At 26.0% G+C, this 19,821-nt stretch carries 4 protein-coding genes; all 4 read left to right on the forward strand.

Translation table 4 applies throughout. The annotated features are described in order from the left end of the window. The first annotated feature begins 172 nt into the window (after positions 1-172). The 4 genes from GE118_RS01715 (at position 173) to GE118_RS01730 (ending at position 19,804) form a co-directional block, all read left to right on the forward strand. Positions 173-15,598: a GA module-containing protein gene (locus tag GE118_RS01715; protein WP_158763730.1), complete on the forward strand. Its 15,426-nt coding sequence runs from the start codon at positions 173-175 to the stop codon at positions 15,596-15,598. Positions 15,599-15,764: 166 nt separating this feature from the next. Beyond that, positions 15,765-16,118 carry a PTS sugar transporter subunit IIABC gene (locus GE118_RS01720; RefSeq protein WP_158763731.1) on the forward strand — a complete coding sequence of 118 codons (354 nt, stop codon included), beginning with the start codon at positions 15,765-15,767 and terminating at the stop codon, positions 16,116-16,118. Continuing rightward, a complete protein-coding gene (locus GE118_RS01725; RefSeq protein ID WP_158763732.1) occupies positions 16,108-19,494 on the forward strand; it encodes an ATP-binding protein in 3,387 nt (1,128 codons plus the stop codon). The genes GE118_RS01720 and GE118_RS01725 overlap by 11 nt, the downstream gene beginning before the upstream one ends. A gap of 1 nt (position 19,495) precedes the next feature. Beyond that, on the forward strand, positions 19,496-19,804 hold the full coding sequence (locus GE118_RS01730; protein ID WP_158763733.1) for a helix-turn-helix transcriptional regulator: 309 nt from the start codon (positions 19,496-19,498) through the stop codon (positions 19,802-19,804). Positions 19,805-19,821 lie beyond the last annotated feature (17 nt).

Consider the following 19,821-nt stretch of genomic DNA (forward strand, 5'->3'; position numbering starts at 1 on the left):
AATATAAAGTTTTTCAAAGCTAAAAAGCTGGATTTTTTTGTTAAAATTAGCAATTTTTTATAGAAATTGAAAAATAAATTACAAATAAGTCTTAATTTTATTTGAATAACAGATAAAATTAATACATATAAATATAAAAACAAAACTATAAATATAATGATTGGAGACAGATATGTCAAAAAAACATAAACACATAAATAAAGCATTAGTTGCTTCTGCTACTACTGTAGCAGGGTTAAGTTTAACTGCTATTTCACTTAATCGTAGTGCTAATGTCAATAATTATGATTACACCAACTTTTTTGATTTTAATAATAAGACTGTTTTTTATGATAATGCTGGAGTATTGCCTGCTTGACAAAGTTCTGAAGTTGCTTCAAGTAGTTTGTATTTTACTTTACCAACTAGTGGAAACTTCTTTGATTGATCAGCGTATGCAAGTAATCAAGGAAGATATACGTATCAAAGTAGCTATACAAATGCTTATAGAAATAATGCTATTAAACCAGATATTTGAAGTTGAAATCAAACTGAATATCAATATTTAGCTAATACTCAAGGTATTCCTATTAGTGATACTACAAGAGTTAATCAATTTTTAACTAATGGGTATTGAAGAAGTAGATATACAGCGGGTGGTGCTTTACGTGCTTTCTCATCTAATGATGTTAATTACGCAAACATTCAGCGTATTGATGACGGTGGTTTAAATAGTGATACTCAAACTTGAAGAGTAACCTGAAATACCAATGGTCAAAGAGGGAGTCAAGCATGAAACGAAGGTGGAATGAAGCTTGGATTCTTTTATTCTAATGATTGAATTCCTACAACAGGTAATTTAACCTTTATATTAAGAGTTGCTGGATGAAATCAAAGTGGTCCTAATGCTACAGGTGTTCAATTCCACTTAAATTTAAATGAATATAATAATAATAGAAACTTTTTTGAATTACAAAGAGAAACTCAATTAAGCAGTAATGGTGCTAGAAATAGATTACCACAAATTGTTTTTAGCAGTAGAGCAAACGGTAGAGGTTTCGCTTTAGCTAATATAAACTTAATAGATAGTTATAGTAATTTTGCTCGTCCTGTACCCCCTATATATTCAGGAGCAGGAGCAGGAATTAGAGGTTTCTTTTCTGGTACGACTTCACCATTTCAAATGAACAACTCTGCTCAACAAGGTACTTCAAGTCAAGTAACAGATGTAAACCGTCAAAAATTGCAAAGTGCTTTTGGTAAAGCGTTCACTTTTGATTTTATAGCGCCACCAGGTAATGAGAAATATTATGATATTGCAAACAGTGTTATCTCAACAACCATAACATTGAAAAGAGTAGGTAAAAACTCTACAGGATATGATTACTTAAAACCTGTTAGTGGATATCAACCATCATATTTTGGTGCAACATATAAATATAATACAAATTATAAATCTTATAATGGTGGTAATGGTGATGCTTATGTTAATGCTTATGTAACAAAAAGAACCAACTATAGAAATTTACCAATAGAAATAAATTCATATAAACAAAACTATTCAAACAATACTGAAGGTATTGCTAATTTTGTCACCCCTTTACCTAATTGATATATTTATCAAAATAATAATCGAGTGCAATCAAATGGTTCTACCACTATAGGTTTAAACGAATCAAACTATTCAACTGCCGGAACTTTTGGAAGAGCATTAAATTCACCTATTTACGGATCAAATTTAACCAATTATTTAAATAATCAAGGTCAAAATGGTAATTTAAAGGTTGTAAGAAACCAAACTCTTAATTTCCAAGTTGATCATTTACCATTTAAAGATCCTACAAAATATGCTTTATTCGCTGTTCCTAGAACTAGCAACCGTTGAAGAGATACATCTGTAACCAACAAAACAGATGATTGAACTAAGAAAATTAAAGTAGTAAATTGAGAAAGTTTAAATAACAACTTACTTGTTCTTTACTCTTCATTTGCTGATTCAAACACCCCTAAAATATCTAATACATTTATTTTTGATTGAAACGATGTTCAAAAATACGCTTTTAGAATTAATAAATTCTTAAGTACATCTAACTTAAACCAAGGTCAAAAAGATGCTATTATGAGATTGGTAAATTCATATTCTGATTTATCAACAAGTAATTATATTGATGGTGTTAGATCAAAAGGGAATAATGTGGTCGATCCTTTAAGAATGAACGATGGTGATCAAACTAAATATCCTACTTTGAATGTCAACTATTGAAGATACTTAGCTAAGATTAAAACTCTTTATGAAGCATTACCTAATTTAGTAGCTAACCAAGATGTTTTAAAACAAAAAGTAAATCAATTAGTAGCTAATAAAAATACATTTAATTACTATGGATCTACCGCTTCTGAACAACAACAATATAACAATGCTATTGCAGATATTCAAAATAATGTATTAAATTCTTCAGGGACAAGAGCTGTTTTAACCAAAGAGATTCAACAATTAATTTTTGAAAATCAACATTTAAGTGAAAGTCTAGATCAAGTAACTACTGCTTGAAATAATTACCTAAGAACTAATCCAAATACAACTTTCTTCGCACCAACATCAACTGATAGTGGGTCAACAAATTACTATAGCGGATATCAATATAATAGAATTACAAGCATTTTAACTGGTAATCAATATTTTGATCAACAAATGGCACTTTTAAACCCATTTAAATCAGGTAATTCAACAAAAACCGGAGCATTTACTTCAAATACTAACGCAACAAATGCTATTAATCATTTTGTAACTAAATTTAATGATTTAAAAAACACTAATTTCTTTATGTCTAGAGCTGCATTAAACTTTAGTTTACAACCTTTAATTGATGCATTTAATCAAGCAATTACTGCAAAAAATAACTATTATGCTAATTGAGAAATTCCTAATTCTTTATTTAAACAAATTTATCAATTAAGCTCTAGTGCTCAACAAACTGCAGTAAATAATGGTGTAGGTACTGTTAATGCCGCTAATACATTAAGTAATAATGCTGGTATTGTTTATTTCTTTAATAAATATTTAGATAGTTTAGCTAATGGATATAGTGGTGATTGATGATCAACATCAACTAGAAATAATCAAACAACTAATTTTGGATACAATGTTACTTTACCTTTAAAAACTAACTTTAATAACTACGTTACTGCTTTAGTAGAACTTACAGGAAACATCCGTGCAGGAATGTTTGCGGTTAATCGTTTATCACAAATCAAAAACAATAATACATTAGTAAACCAATATGTTAGTCAATTACAAAACATTATTAATAGTGACCAATATCATAGACCTAATAGTAGTTTAACTAAAATTGCTAGTGTTAATACTAGAGTAAATACAATAGTAAATAATGCTTTAGCTAAAGATAAAGAATTAGCTAACAATACTATTAGCTCATTAACTAATTTACCTGCTGCTTTAGCTACTTACTTTAAGAATCAAATTAATAGTGTAAATATCGGAACTATGAGTAATTGATTAAATGGAGTTAATGCCAATGTAGCAAATTACAGTAGTGATTTACATTTAAGTGATTTAGATACAGCTGTGCAACAAAATATTGCTTTAGCTACTGTAGCTAATAGTAAAATTGCTAGAATTAAACAATTTAAATATTTAACTACAGGTCAAATCCAATCATTAATTAATAATGTAACTACTATTGTTAAAGGTAATGGTACATTTGATGCTAAAACTAATTCAATTAATAGTTTAATTTCTCAAGGATTTACAACAGCTAAAAATAATGTTAAAGCTAAAATTAATGCTTTAAACTTAGATAATTCTATTAAACAAAATTATTTAACTTTAAATAATAATGCTGTTATAAATAACAATCTTTCTTATGCACCAGATATTAATTTAACTGTACCTTTAGTAAAAGCACAAATTACAGTTGATATTATTGCTAATACTAATAATTTAACTCCTAGTTTACAAACAGCATATGTTAATAAGATTAAAAACTTACATAATCCATCAATAGCTCAAATTGAAGGTTATCATAATACACTTACTACTACTATTATTGACCCTGTAAGTGCTTTAAATAATCAATACGGTAGAACTATTGAAGTATTAAAAGAAGCAATAGCTGCAATGAATTCTAATAACTATAGACTTTCAAGCAATAAACAAGCGTTTAATACTGCTTTAAATAATGTTAAAGCTTTAGTTGAAACAGTTAATGGTAGATACTATGGAAAATTTGATCTTAGTCGAAGACCTGATATTGCTAATAAAACCAATATTCTTGCTAATGCTTTAGCACAATTAAATGGATATAAACAATTAGCTAAAAACAAAATTGCTTCTTTTGATCATTTAACTCAAGCTCAAAAGAATACTTTTAATCAACAAATTCAAGCTTGAAATTATTCAACAACAGACCAACAAAATCAAGCAGTAAATGATATTGTTAATAGTGCTTTTACTCAAGCTAAAAACAACGTAAAGGTTCAAATTAACCAACTACATTTACCAGCAACATATGCTAATTACTATAATAACAAAGTTGAAACAGCTACTTTAAACAATGCTAATAACCAAGATTTAGATAGTAATTTAACTTTACCTTTAAAATTAGCTCAAAATTCTTATACAGTTAATAACATTAATAACTTAAGTACTACTGTTAAAAATCATTTCTTAGATCAATTAAAAAACGTAACAAATGCTAATAATATTGAACCTATAGTTAATAGTGCTAATAGCTTAAGCACTAAATACCAACAACTTCAAGCAGTAGTTAATAATGCTAATTCATTATTAACTAATAGCAATTACTTAGATTCTACACCAAGTGTTAAAACTGCATTTGATAGAGCTTTAGCTACTGCTAAAGGTTTATATAACAATAATTTAGGTAATAATAGTAATATCACTAATGTTGATAATGCTTTAAACAATTTAAATGCCGCTATTATTAATCTTGATGGATATAAAGTTCCTATTATTAACACTATTAAGAACTTTGAATATCTTAATGCTACTCAAAAACAACAGTTAGAACAAGAAGTTAATGGATGACATATAGCTAATTCTGCAGTAAATACTAGTAAACAAGCTTTATACAATAAAGCTCTTAATTTATCTAAAGCTAATGTTAAAGACCAAATTAATCATTTAACTAATTTAAGTTCAGCTAACAAAACTTACTTTAATGGATTAATTAATGCTAGTCATTTAGCAACTAATTCACCTTTAGATAGTAATTTAACTCAACCATTAAACAAAGCTAAAGTAGCTAATACTATTAGTGGTTTAAATAATCTTGATTCTAGTGTTATTCAAGGATTTATAGATCAATTAAAAACTTCAAACAATAATGATCAAGTATTAGCTAATGCTAATACTTTAGCTAATGAATATACTAAATTACAAACAGTATTAAATCAAGCTCAAGATATCAAAACTCAAAACTTACCTAAATACCAGTATGCTTCTACAGGAACTAATGGTGCAAAAACTATTTTTGATAATGCTTTAGATGCTGCAAACAGAGCATTTACCAACCAAAAAGGTAATAATAATTCTTTAACTGCAGTTACTAAATTATTTAATGATTTAACTAATGCAATTGAAGGATTAAATGGAGTAGTTGCTCAAAGTCAAAACGCTTTAAAAGAAGCTATTGCAAAAGCAACCGATTATAATGATTCACTAACAGATTATCCTAATATCAAAAAACATCTTACTGAAGCTATTAATCAAGCAAAAGCTGTAGAAGATTCAGATAATCCTGATACTTTAAATAAAGCTACTAAAGCTTTAAATGATGCATTAGAAAATGCTAAAAATACCACTAATAGTGCTAGTGAATTAAAAGATACTATTACTAAAGCTTTAGATGAAGTTAATAATGTTACTGATCCAACTATTAAACAAAATCTTACTGATGCAATTCATAATGCTCAAAACGCATTAGATAATACAAATCCTAATGCTAGTGAGATGAATCAAGCTAACCAAGCTCTTAAAAATGCTTTAAATAATAGCTTACATCAAGATGCATTAAACAATTTAAATGATGCTATTAATCAAGCTAAAGCTTTGAATAATACTATAGGAGATGTTGCAGGAGTAAAAAGCAATAATTTTGATAATGCTTTAAGAGCTGCAGAAGCAATAAATAATTCTAGTTCTACTGATGCTATTAATCAAGCATTAACCAACTTAACTCATGCTAATACAGCTACAAGCGATAACATTGAAGCTAAAAGAGCTGCTTTAGCTAATGAAGTTAATGGTTTAACTCATATTAGTGCTGCTATTAAAGCTCAAATTAAAAATTATATTAATAAACCTGCTACTAGCTTACCTGATGCTGTAAGTGCAGTAAATAATGCTAAAGAGTTAAATAATGCATATAATGATTTAAATAATATGATCAACTCTGCTAATAGTGCTAAAGCTACAGCTAACTATACTCAAGCAAGCACTAACACTCAAGATGCATTAAATACTGCTATAACTGATAGTCATCCTTATGTAACTAATGGAGTAGGTAAAGTTGCAGATACTAGTCATTTACCTTCATTAACTCATGCTTTAGATACTGTAAAAAATATTACAGATAAAATTGATACTGCTATTAAAGGATTAGATGGAAATAGCAGAATCTTAAGTGCTAAAGATACTTTAGCTAACACTATAGCTAATGCAGAAGCTAAATTAAATACTAATGGATTAAATAATTATCCTAATTTACAACATCAGCTTGAACAAGCAATTAATACTGCTAAACAAGTATTAAATTCACAGAATTTAAATGATATTAATCAAGCCAATACTAATTTAACTAATGCAATGACTAATAGTGATAAGAATTTAGCTGCTGCTAAAACCTTATCAGCTACAATTGCTAAAGCTAATGAAACTTTAAGTAATTTATCACCTAATATTGCTTCAGAATTAACCAATGCTATAAATAACGCTAAACAAGCGTTAAATGAAGCAAATGCTAATAGCAATAGCTTACAAACAGCAGATCAAACTTTAAATAATGCTATTACTAAAGCTATTGATGATCAAGCAGCAATGGATAATGCTAATGCCTTAGATAAAATTAGACAAGCAATTAATCAAGGTCAATATTTAACTGATTCAATTAATAATTCAGGATTAAATGATACTAATACTATTAATGGTAATTTACCTACAGTATTAGCTAATGCTAAAAATGCATTAGCTAATGATGCAGATAATACCAATGCATTAAATGCTGCTACAAAAGCTTTAACTGATGTTATACCTGTAGCTGTAGAAAGATTTGTTAATAGTGCTAAAGAAGCATTAAATAATGCTATAACCAAAGCTCAAAGCGTTAAATCAACTATTGATACTAATAATACAACTAACAATCCTGAATTATCTAAATTATCTGATGCATTAGCTTCAGCGTTAGCTAATGCTCATACTGCTATTACTGAAGGTAATCCAGTGACTATAGCTGAAAATGCTAAAACATTAAAATACTTAGCAGATCAATCATTAGCAGATAATGGATTAATTCATGCTATAGAAAATGCAACAAATTATGCAAATACCACTTTAACTCCTAGTGATAATCCTGAGCAATATAATTCAATTAAAGAAACCTTAGAAAATGCAATCAATGCTGCTAAAGCCGTATTAGATGATCCTAGTTCTACTGCAGATCAAATAAATCAAGCAACTAATACTTTAAATCAAGCATTAGAAGCATCAAAAGCAGCTAAAGCTGAGCAAGATGCTTTAGCTTTAAAAGAAGCAAAAAATAAAATAAATACTGCAATTGATAATGCTAAAAAAGCTATTGCTACTATTGGAAATAATCCAGTATTAGGAGATTTACCTACAGCACTAACTAATGCTGAAAATGCATTAGATGATTCAAATAATCCTGCTTATAACAATACTAATAAGCTAAATGATTTAACTCAAGCATTAAATGAAGCTACAGAAAAAGCTTTAGCTGATAATGCTAAATACTTACACGATCAAGCATTACAAAATCTAAAAAATACCTTAGATCAAGCTAATAACGATGTTCCAAACATTCATAATGCTACTATTAAACAACAATTAAATGATGCTATAACTAAAGCAAATGCAGTTTATAATAATCCTAATAGCTCTACTGAAGCTATTAATGAAGCTAATAGTACTTTAACTAATGCTTTAGATCATGCAAAAAATCTTGATCAAGCATTAAATAACTTAGAACATCAAATTGCTATTGCGAATAATTTAAATCATATTATTGGAAATAATGGTTTAAAATCTAATGATTTTGATCAAGCATTAGCTACAGCTAATAATGTCAATAACCCTAATAGTACTATTGAAGAAGTTAATAATGCTTCAGCGGCTTTAGAACAAGCAAACAATAAAACTGAAACTAATGTTATTGCTTATAAACAAGCTACAGTAACTAAGATTCAAGATTTAACTCATATTAATAATGAGTTAAAAAATCATTATATAGATCAAGTAAATAATACTGATACTACTATTGATCAAGTTAATACTGCATTAGCTAATGCAACTAAGTTAGATGAAGCATATAAAAAACTTAAAGATGCTTTAACTACTACATATGACTCTAATATTGCTTCAAACAACTATACTCAAGCAACTAATCAAAATGTTTATACAGATGTAGTAAATAAAACCAAAGCTAAATACTTAGATAATAATTCATTATTAGGTAAAGCTTTTGAAACAGATACTGATACTACAGTTAATAATATTAATGATGCTATAGATGCATTAAATAATGCTTATCATCAACTTAATGGTGAGCAAAATATTGCTAATAGTTTAAGAGATTTAAATAATGCTTTAGATCAAGCTAAAGATTTACATACTGAAATAGCTACTAATCCTTTATATAGTGATATAGCAAGCACTTTACAAAATGCAATTGATAAAGCAAATGATAGTTTAACTTCAGTTAATGTTCAAGCAATTAATAATGCTACCAAAGAATTAACTAATGCTATTAATGATGCTAAAGAAAATAGCTTAAAAGCTCAAATTAATAAAGCTAAAGAAGTGTTAAATGATACTTTAGCTAATAATCCTTTATATGCTAAAGTTAAACAAGAGTTAAATAAAGCTCTTGAAAAAGCTAAAACTGTATATTCTATACCAAATAATGCTAATAATGATTATGAGGAAAGTAAAACATTAGCTGAAGCAATTACTAATGCATTAAATAACAAAAACTTAATTGATGCAACTAATGCATTAAATAATGTTGTAGAAAAAGCTAAAGAAGCAGTAAGTAAATTAAGTGATCCTATTTATCATTCAGTAGTAGATACTTTAAATAACGCTTTAACTGAAGCAAATGATGTATTAACTAATAATACTGATGCTAATAACCCTAGTGATATTAATAATTTAAATAATGAAACTAAGAAATTAACTGATGTATTAACTAAAGCTTTAGCTGATGCTAAAGCAATTAATCTTGCTCATCAAAAAGAATTAGCAAATAATGCAATTAATGCTTTAACTCACATTGATAATACTTTAAAAGATCAATTTAAAAATCAAGTAGCTACAGCAGATAATGTTGATAGTGTATCAAGCATTTTAAATAACGCTCAAGCATTAGATGGTGCTTATGGTGATTTAGCTGATAGTTTAGCTAAAGCAGATAACGCTAAAACTACTATTGCTTATACTCAAGCAACTAATCAAGATCTTTTAAATAATGCAATTAATAATGCTAAAACTAATTACCTAGATTCTAATAACTTAGGTACTAAAGATAATATTGCTGAAGTTAACAAACAAGTTCAAGCAATTAATGATGCAATTGATGCATTAAATGGTGATGAAAAATTAAAAGCTGATAAAGCTAAAGCTTTAGAAGAATTAAATAATTTAACTTACATTAATAATGCTCAAAAAGTAGCTTTAGGTAATAAAATTAAATCTGCTTTAACTACTGAAGATGTTGAAACTCAGTTAGCTAATGCTAAAGCAGTTAATGAAGCTATGAAGCAATTAGCTGAAACAGCTACTATGGTAAATAACTTCAAAGATACTAATAATAACTATAAATTTGCTACAACTAGCGATCAACAAGAATTAGATAAAGAATTAAATTCTGCTAATAGTTTAATTAATAAAGATACTGGAGCTGCAATAGTTGATCCTAATGCTATTAATCAAATTAATAGCAATTTAAATACTGCTTATACTAAAGCAGATGCTTCAGGTAAAGAATTTATTGATAACATCAATAAATCTATTGCTTCTTTAGGTGGAATATTATCTGAAAATGCAATTAAGAAATTACAAGATATAGCGGTTGATCAACCTAATAGAGATAGTGCTATTTCATTTAAAGACGAAGCAAGCAATGTTGCAGTTGCTGCAACTAATTTAGCTCATCAAAGTCAAAAACTAAAAGATACTGTTGATTCTAGTGAAAGTATTAAAATCTTTGACACATATAACAAAGTTGATACAGATGTTAGAAGTAAATTAGAAGCTGAAACTAATACCGCTAAAGAATTATTAAATAACTTAAATGATCCTAACTTCACTGATAAAAATGATGTTATTACTAAGATTAAACAATTAACTAAAGCAAATGATAGTATTATTAATTCTTTAGGAATGCTAACAGCTCCTAAATTCCCTGCAGCAAGTAGAATTATTGCTTCAGAAGTTTTATCTTTAGAAGATAAAAAAGCCTTTGTTAAACAAATCTTTGATATTAGCGAAGATCAAGATCCATCAAATATTGCAATCCAAGTTAAAGCAGTATTACAAAAAGCCTTTATTAAATCTAAAGAGATACTTCAAAACTCAATTGCAACTAATTCATATTTAGAAAACTATAAACAAATTAATCCTGAAGGATTTAAACAATTTGAAAATAATTTAAATAATGCAACATTAGATGATAATTCTACAGCTGCAGTTGATGATAATATCTTTAGTATTTACAATAAAGCAATTGTAGATGATGCAAAACAAAATGCATTAACCACTATTGCAAATAGCAATAATTTAACTCCTAGTGTTAAAGAATCATTAACTTCAATGGTTAATAACATTTCAAGTGATAATATTAATACCAAAGTATTAAAAGAAACAACTTTAAATGATATTAATACTATAGCAACTCATACTAAAGATTTAAACGATGTTTATGGACCATTAATTACTAAAGTTAATCAAGCAATAGCTGCTAAAGCTACAATTAATTACACTAATGCTTCAAGTGATTTAAAAACTAACTTAGATAATATCTTAAGTGATATTGAAGCTAATTTATTAGATAATAAACTAGGTAAATTAGATTACTCAGAAGCTAATATAACTACTATTAAAGCTAAATATAATGCTTTAACTACTGCAATAGATGCATTAAATGGTCAAGAATTATTAGATAATAGTATTAAACAAGCTAAAATTGATCTTCAACATCAATATCTAGATCAAGTTTTAACTAATAAATTTATTAATCAAATTGATCATTCTACTTCTAGTGCTGAGGTAGAAAATATCTTAACTCAAGCAAATAACTTAAATGATGCTTATAAACAATTGTTAGATCAAGTTAATAGAGTTAAACAATTAAAAGCTAATAATGATATTAATTGAACTAATGACACTTCAGGTAATAAAGCTAAAATAGAAGATATATTACAAAATACTTTAGCTAATTATTTAACTAATAGTTTAGGAACTAGTGAAGATATTAATCAAGTACATTCATTAACTCAAGATTTAATGAATGATATTAATAACTTATCTGCTAGTGGTTATAAAGATCAAAATAAAGAATTAATTAATAGTTTAACTAACATAAGTAATAGCTTAAAAGAACAATATAACAATCAAATTACTAATGCAACTACTGCAAATCAAGTAGAAACAACAGTAAATGATGCAGAAACTACTAACCAAGATTATGCACCATTAACTAAAGCTTTAAAAGATGCTAAAGCAGTAATGACTACTCCTTTATTTACTGATGCTAATGATGTAGCAAAACAAGCATTAACCAACATTGTTGATCAAGTAATAAATAAAACTTCAGATAATACTAATATTGTTCAAGATGATTTAGGTAATATTAATAAATACAACGCTAATAGTATTAATACTGATGCTAAAGCCATTGAAGATGCAATTAAGAATCTTGATGGAAATATTCGTCCTGCAATTAAACAAGGATTAAATAATGAATTAACTAAAGCTAAAGACTTTATTAATTCATTAAAAGATAAATTCCATAATAATCCAATTAATAATATCGTTAATAATTTACCTGATGTTATTTCTAAAGTTGAAAACGATTTAGCTAATAATGATGTAAGTGCTAAAGATTATTTAGATGATATTGATCAATTAAAAGATGCATTAAATAATGCAATTGCTAATAATCATGCATTAATTAATAATGAAAATGATTTAGCTAATACTATTAATCAAGCTAAGGAATTAGCTAACCAATTAACTAATAGTCCTTTAGCTAATGATACTAATGTAGTTAAAGCATTAAATGATGCTATTGATCAAGCAACTAATACTTTAACTAACTCAGATGATTTAAATAATGTTGCTAAAGCAAATGATGATTTAACTAAAGCAATAGCTAAAGCTAAATTAGATCATGTTATTAATCAAGCTAGTGATGATTTAGCTCATAAATTAAATAATTTAACACCTGAACAAAATCAAGCATTAACTGATGCTATTAACAATGCTAATAATGTTTCAAATAATGCTAATTCTTCAACAGATCAGTTAAATAATTCAGCAAATAACTTAGAACATTCATTAGCTAAAGCTAAAGCTCAAGATGCAATTAATAACGCTAATAAAGTAATTGATCAAATTAATAATGATATTAATAACTTACCAGCAAATGATCAAGAAGCAATTAAGCAATTAACTAATAATTTAAAAGATCAAATTGATCAAACATCAAATGATTTAACTAATAATGCTAATAACAGCACTTTAAACAATGATGCAGCAAAATTAAATAACGATAGTGCTAATGCTTTAGTTCATAGTGCTATTATTAAAGCTAATAGCTTTAAAAATAGCTTAAAAGATAATTATCCTACTATTACTAAAGATTTAGATAAAGCAATTAATGATGCAGATCAAGTAGTTAGTGATGCTCATAGTAGTGATGAAGCTAAAATTAATGCAAGCAATAATTTAAACAATGAAGTTAAAAAATACCAAGCTACTAAGGATCTTGAAGATGCTAAAAACGCTTTAAACAACAGTTTAAATGATGCTAAAGCTTTAAAAGATGCAATAGATAATTCTAATCTTCCAGATAATGTTAAACAAGATTTAAACAATGCATTAAATCCTATTATCCAAAACAATCAAAATAATTTAGATAATGCAACCATTAACAATACTACTAGTGTTAATGATATCAAGCAATTAACTAATAAACTTAAAGACAATAAGCAAGATTTAGATGATAAATTATCAAAAATTAAAGATCAATTTAACAATCAATCAGTATTTAATGATGCTAAAAACAAACTTCAAGATGCAATTAAATACGCAAATGATGTTAAAGACTCTATTACTCGTAATAATGATCCAGTAATTGCAGATAATACTAATATTGCTAATAGCTTAAAAGATGCTATTGATCAAGCAAATAATACTTTAGATAATAGTAATAATTTAGTACCAAATGCTAATAATGCAAATGATTTAACTAAAGTAGCAGACAATTTAATTAATCAAGCTAATAAAGATAAATTAAATAGTACTATTAATCGTGCTAAAGAAGTAATTAATGATGATCTAAAAGATCTTAATAATCCTGTTTTTGATAAAATTAAACAAGATTTAACTAATAGTATCAACGATGCAACTAATGTCTTAAATGATCCTAATAGTTCAAATGATGCTTTAACTAAAGCAACAAGTGATTTAAATAATGCAATCAATGATGCAATTAATAAAATCACTCAAGAGAAAAATCACTTATTAAAAGAAGCAAGAGATAAATTAGCTAATACAATTAAAAAATCTCAAGATGCAACTCAAGGTATTACTGATCCTAAGGTATTAGGCAATTTACCAAATACCATTAAAAAAGCTAATGATATTTTAAACAATCCAAATAATCCTTTAGCTAATAACACTAATGCAATTAATAAGATGATTAACAAAATCATTGATCAAACTAAACAAGCATTAGATAATCAAGATAAAAAAGTTTTTGATACTAATGCTAAAGATCTTCAAGATAGCATTAATCAAGCTAATAATATTATTAATTCATTAAATAATAATCCTGATAAAGATAAAATCTTAGGCAATTTACCTAATGTTTTAAATAACGCAAACCAAGTTAATGATCAAATTCAAAATAAAACATTAACTCCAAGTGACAATGATAGTATTCAAAACACTATTAATGATTTAAATAACGCAATCAATAAAGCATTAAACAATGAAGCTAAAAACAAATTAGAAAAAGCTTTAGTAGATGCAAATAAAGCCCTAAAACAAATTGAACCATTTTCTAAAGCTGCTAAAGAGCTTCAAAGCACAGTTGATAATGCTAAAGATGTATTAAATAATCCTAATAGTTCAACTAAAACTTTAAATAAAACTGCAGATGATTTAATTAATACTACTAAGAAAGATTTATTAATTAATGCTAGAGAAAAATTACAAGATTTAATTAATCAAGCTAAAAAATTAATCACAGATGCTAATGGTAATAATGAAATTATTGGTTTATTACCATTTGCTATAGCAGATAGCAATAAAGTATTAACTAGTTCAAATGATTTAGATCAATTAAATAATAGTATTAATGATTTATCTAAAGCTTATGATAAATCATTAAATACTTTAAATGAGCATGATCAATTAACTAATGACTTAGATCAATTAATCAATCATGCCAAAGATTTAATTGCTACTTTAGGTAATGATAAAAGTGTTATTTTAAATCTTCCTTTAGCAACTGAAAATGCTATAAAAGTTATTTCAAATAACAACAATACAATTCAAGAACTAAAAGATAGTATTAAGAACTTAAAAGATGCTTTAGAGCAAACTCAAAAAGCCTTTAATGGATTAGTTAATGATATTGATCAAGCTAATAATGAAATCAATAAATTAAATAATCTTGCTCCTAGTTTAAAAGATGAATTTAAAAATCAAGTAGCTAAAGCTTTAGATCAAGCTCAAATTGATCAAATAGTAGCTAAAGCTAAAGGTCTAGATCAAGATTATCAAGCATTAAAAGATGCAATTAATAAAGCAATTGATTTTACTAATAGCAATAAATTTAGATTTGCTAAACCAAGCTTGAAAAATAAATTACGTGATTTAATTGATTCAGCTACTATAGATAATATAACTAATAATAATTACCAAGGATTAATCGATAGTCCTGAAATAGTAAAAGACTTAACTGATAGAATTAACCAAACCATTGATCAATTCTCAAGTATTGATGCAACCAATGGTGGATGATGAATGGTTATCTTTGGTATTTTAGGAACTACTGCTTATTGAGCTGGAGTAATTTTAGGATTTAAAAAACGTAAAAAGAAACAAGATCAATAATTAAATAACTTAAATTTATAAACAAATTATTTTAAATAAAACTAATAAAACCACCTAAATTTTTAGGTGGTTTTATATTATTAATTAATAACAAAATTAAGCTTAAATTTCATTAAATATATACAAAAATCAACATATATTTAATACTAAATAGTATAATTAAGAAATGAATAAAAATAATTTAAAAATAGTTATTTTGACATTATTAACCTTTGGATTGATTTGAATAAAATGAAACAAAAAGAAACACCAACCAGAAAATACAATTTATCAAAATGATAAATTGCCTTTTAAAATTTCCTTGTTATTAGATGCATTAAAACCAGATAATATTTTAGAAATTGACCAAAAACCTTCAAGAGTTAAAATAATGGTTAATCAAGCTGATATTATAGATTTAGATGCTATTAAAAAGCTTAAAGGTATAAGAGGAGTATTTTTAAAAAGTGATAGTATCACACTAGTTTTTGGTGAATATTCACAAGTTATTGCAAAGGAGTTAAGTAATTATGTTAAATAAAAAGTATCAAGTTATTTTAGATAATTTATTAGATGTATCAGATAATGATTCATCTATTTTTACTAAAGTAGATAATAAAGATTTTTTTGATATAACTAAATTATTTGGTTTAGAAAAAACCAAAGCCTTAATTAACTCAAATGAAATAACTTATAGTGTTTTTGATCAATATCATGCTAATTTAATTACTCAAGCTCAAGAATTAACTACTTTTGAGCAATTACAAGATTTTATTAACCAAAATAAAAACGAGTTTATTAATCAAGAAATTAAATTTGATAATTTTGATCAAACCAAAAACCAAGTAGTAGATTTATTAGCTAAAAAACTTAACCAAAACAACTTAGTATGAAAAATTTTAAACAATAAAGTTAACAACATTTTAGATCAAACTAATATTTGAGCTTTACATGTTGGATTTATGTTTATTACTTTTAGAAAAAATGATCGCACTATTTATGCTCCTTTATTTTTCAAAAAGGTAAATATTATTTTTGAAGATGGTAAACCTAGTTTACATTTTTATGATGAAATTGAAATGAATGAAAAACTATTTTACTATCTTAAAAATCAAGGATATGAATTTCCGTTTAATATGAAACCTGGAGTGCAAAAAATTTCTGAAGTGGTATGAGCATTTAAGAACAAGTTCCAAAATGCTTATCAAATGCCTAACACTATTTTGCAACCATTTAGTAATCAAGTAGCAACTTTAGTTAATAATAAAGAAATTAAATTTACTCCTGGAATAGTTGTTGGTTTATATCAATCATTCAATGGTCATGCACGTAATAGAATGAAAGAAATCATTGAAAAGAATGAACTTGATTCTATTATTGAGGTTGAATTTAATAAAAATAAATATAAAGACAAAATTAATAAATGAATCTATAACCCTAAATTATCATTGTTTAAGATTGCTGAATCTAACTTATCACAAGATAAAGCAATTTTAAGCTCATTAAATCAAAACACTGTTATTTGAGGACCTCCTGGAACTGGTAAAACTCAAACAATTGCTAATATTTTAACTAACATTTTAATCTTTGATAAAAATGTTTTAGTAGCTTCACAAAAAAAAGCTGCTTTAGAAGTTTTAAAAACTAGATTAGATCAATTAAATATTTTTGCGTTATTTATTTTAACTAATAAAGAAATGCGTAAAGATTCATTTTATCAACCAATTCAAAAATATATTGAATTAATTGAAAATTTTGATTCTGCTAGTGAAATCGAACATTCACCAAACATCAATTCTGAAGAGTTGGATTTTATTTCTCAAAGTAGTGAATATTTAAATATCCCTACTTCTAAACAAGCACTAGAAGCTTATTATTATCTATCAAAGCACAAACCTGATTTTGATTTTGAAAAAGATATTGATTTTATTATTAATTTACCTAAGAAAATCAAATATCCCTCAGGAACTTTTAAAGGTAATACCGCTAAAGAATTAATTAAACGCTCAAATATCAAATACTTCCCTTTTACTTCTAAATACTTTGAATTAAAACGAATGGGAAAACAAATTGATGGTGAATTAAAAGGATTTAAAGGTGATTTACAAGAATTAATTGATCTTTTAAGAGAAGGATCAAATAATTTACCTTTAAGTGATGAGAAAAATCCATTTAATTATTTAAATAAATTAATTAAATTAAACAAAAGAGTTAATCGAGATTTAGTAGTTGCTGATCAAGAAGTGGTTAAAAACATTATTCTTGAACGTGTAGTTGCAAAAATTAAGCAATTTGATCCTGAAACTAAAGAACTATTTTCAGATTTTGTTAAAAGTGCAAGAATGCTTAATCTTGAGCCTCATCAATTTATTAAAAAATACCTTAAGATAATTAATATTCTTTATCCTATTATTATTACTACATTAAATACTGATTTATCACATTATTCAAAAGAAGAATTTGATTATGTAGTATTAGATGAAGCAAGTCAGATCTATATTGAACAAGCATTACCAATTTTATACTTAGGTAAAATTAAAATCATTTCAGGTGATGTACAACAAATGCGTCCAGTAAATTGATTTGGAAATCATATTTATGATAAAAGTGTCTTTGGTAATGTTGAATCAATTTTAGAATATGCTATTTCTTTAGGTGTTCATCAAATTTTATTAGATAAAAACTATCGTTCTAATCATGCTGAATTAATGACTTTCTCAAGTAGATTCTTCTACGATTCAAAACTTGATGTCATAGATACAGCTAAAACAGCAACATCAAAACCAATTGAATTAATTAATATTGATGGTCAATGAGAATCAGGAATCAATAAAAATGAAGCTAAAGAAGCTATTAGATTAGTAATTAATAACCTTGAAAAATATAACAAGATTATTTTATTAGCTTTTAACTCAAAACAAGCTAATTACATTATTGATATTATTTATAAAAAATTCCCTCGATTAGAAAATGCAATTAATAATAAGAAATTATTAGTTAGAAACCTAGAAAATATTCAAGGAGATGAAGCAGATTTAGTTATTGTTACTTTAGCTTATGATAAAACTACTAGATTAGCAAATACTTATGTATGTAAAGCTAATGGTAGAAATGCATTAAATGTTGCTATTTCTAGAGCTAAAGAAAAAATGATTGTAATTAAAACTATTAAAGCTGATCAAATTGTTAAAACTACTGAAATTACAGAAGATTTAAAAACATTTAGAAATTGATTAAAATTCTTAGAAATGAATCAAGAACAGAAAAATAAAATTCTTAATAATGTCTTTAAACATAATTCAACTAATGAATTTTTATTAGCTAATAAAAATAATTGGTTTAATGAAATGGTTTATAACAAAATAGCTCCTTTAATTGCTAATGAACCTAATGCTGAGTTATTTAAAAACTATACTGTAGGATCAGTAGTAATTGATTTAGTAATTACTTATAATAAAAAACCTTATAAATGTATTATTTTTGATAACTTTAATTATGGAAATAACATTGAAAATTATGCTTTATTAAGAGATAAGATTCGTTTCTTAAAATCTAAGAAATATGATATTGCTGTATTTAATCCAATTAGCTGAATTAAATACCAAAACCGTATTGCTAGATGATGTTCTTACAACAATTATGCTTCATTCAACAAAGATAATTTAAATAATCATACAAGCTCATACTTCATTAACAAAGAATCAATTACATATCAAACCTTAGAAGAAAGTCTTTTAGGAGTTGAAAAAGAATTTGATGCTTTAGGTAAAACCAAAGTAGTAAAATTAAAAGACAAAAACGTTAAAATCAATGGTAGTAACCCTAAAGGTTTAACTCAAACCAAAGTTATTGAAGTGGTAGAAAACGATAGTGTTACAATTGATTTAACCACCAATGATAACACTATTAATAAATAATATGAAAACAACCCAATTACTGAAAGTACTTTCAAGTGATGTTAAATTAAAATTAATCATCCACTTATATTCTTGTAAATTACACGAATGTGATGTTAGTACTTTTGTTTCATTACTGAATGAAAAACAAGCTAATATATCTAAGCATTTAAGTGATCTTAAACGCTTAAAAATAGTTAATACCATTAGACAAGACAAACATATTTTTTACTACATTGAACCTTCATTCAAAGATCAATATCAACCTTTATTAGATGCTTTGATTAAAATTCAACATTTAGAGAAGTATGAATGCGAATGTGCCTTATAACAAAAAACACATCACTT

It is taken from the genome of Mycoplasma sp. NEAQ87857, from assembly GCF_009792315.1.
Lineage (GTDB): Bacteria > Bacillota_I > Bacilli_A > Mycoplasmatales > Metamycoplasmataceae > Mycoplasmopsis.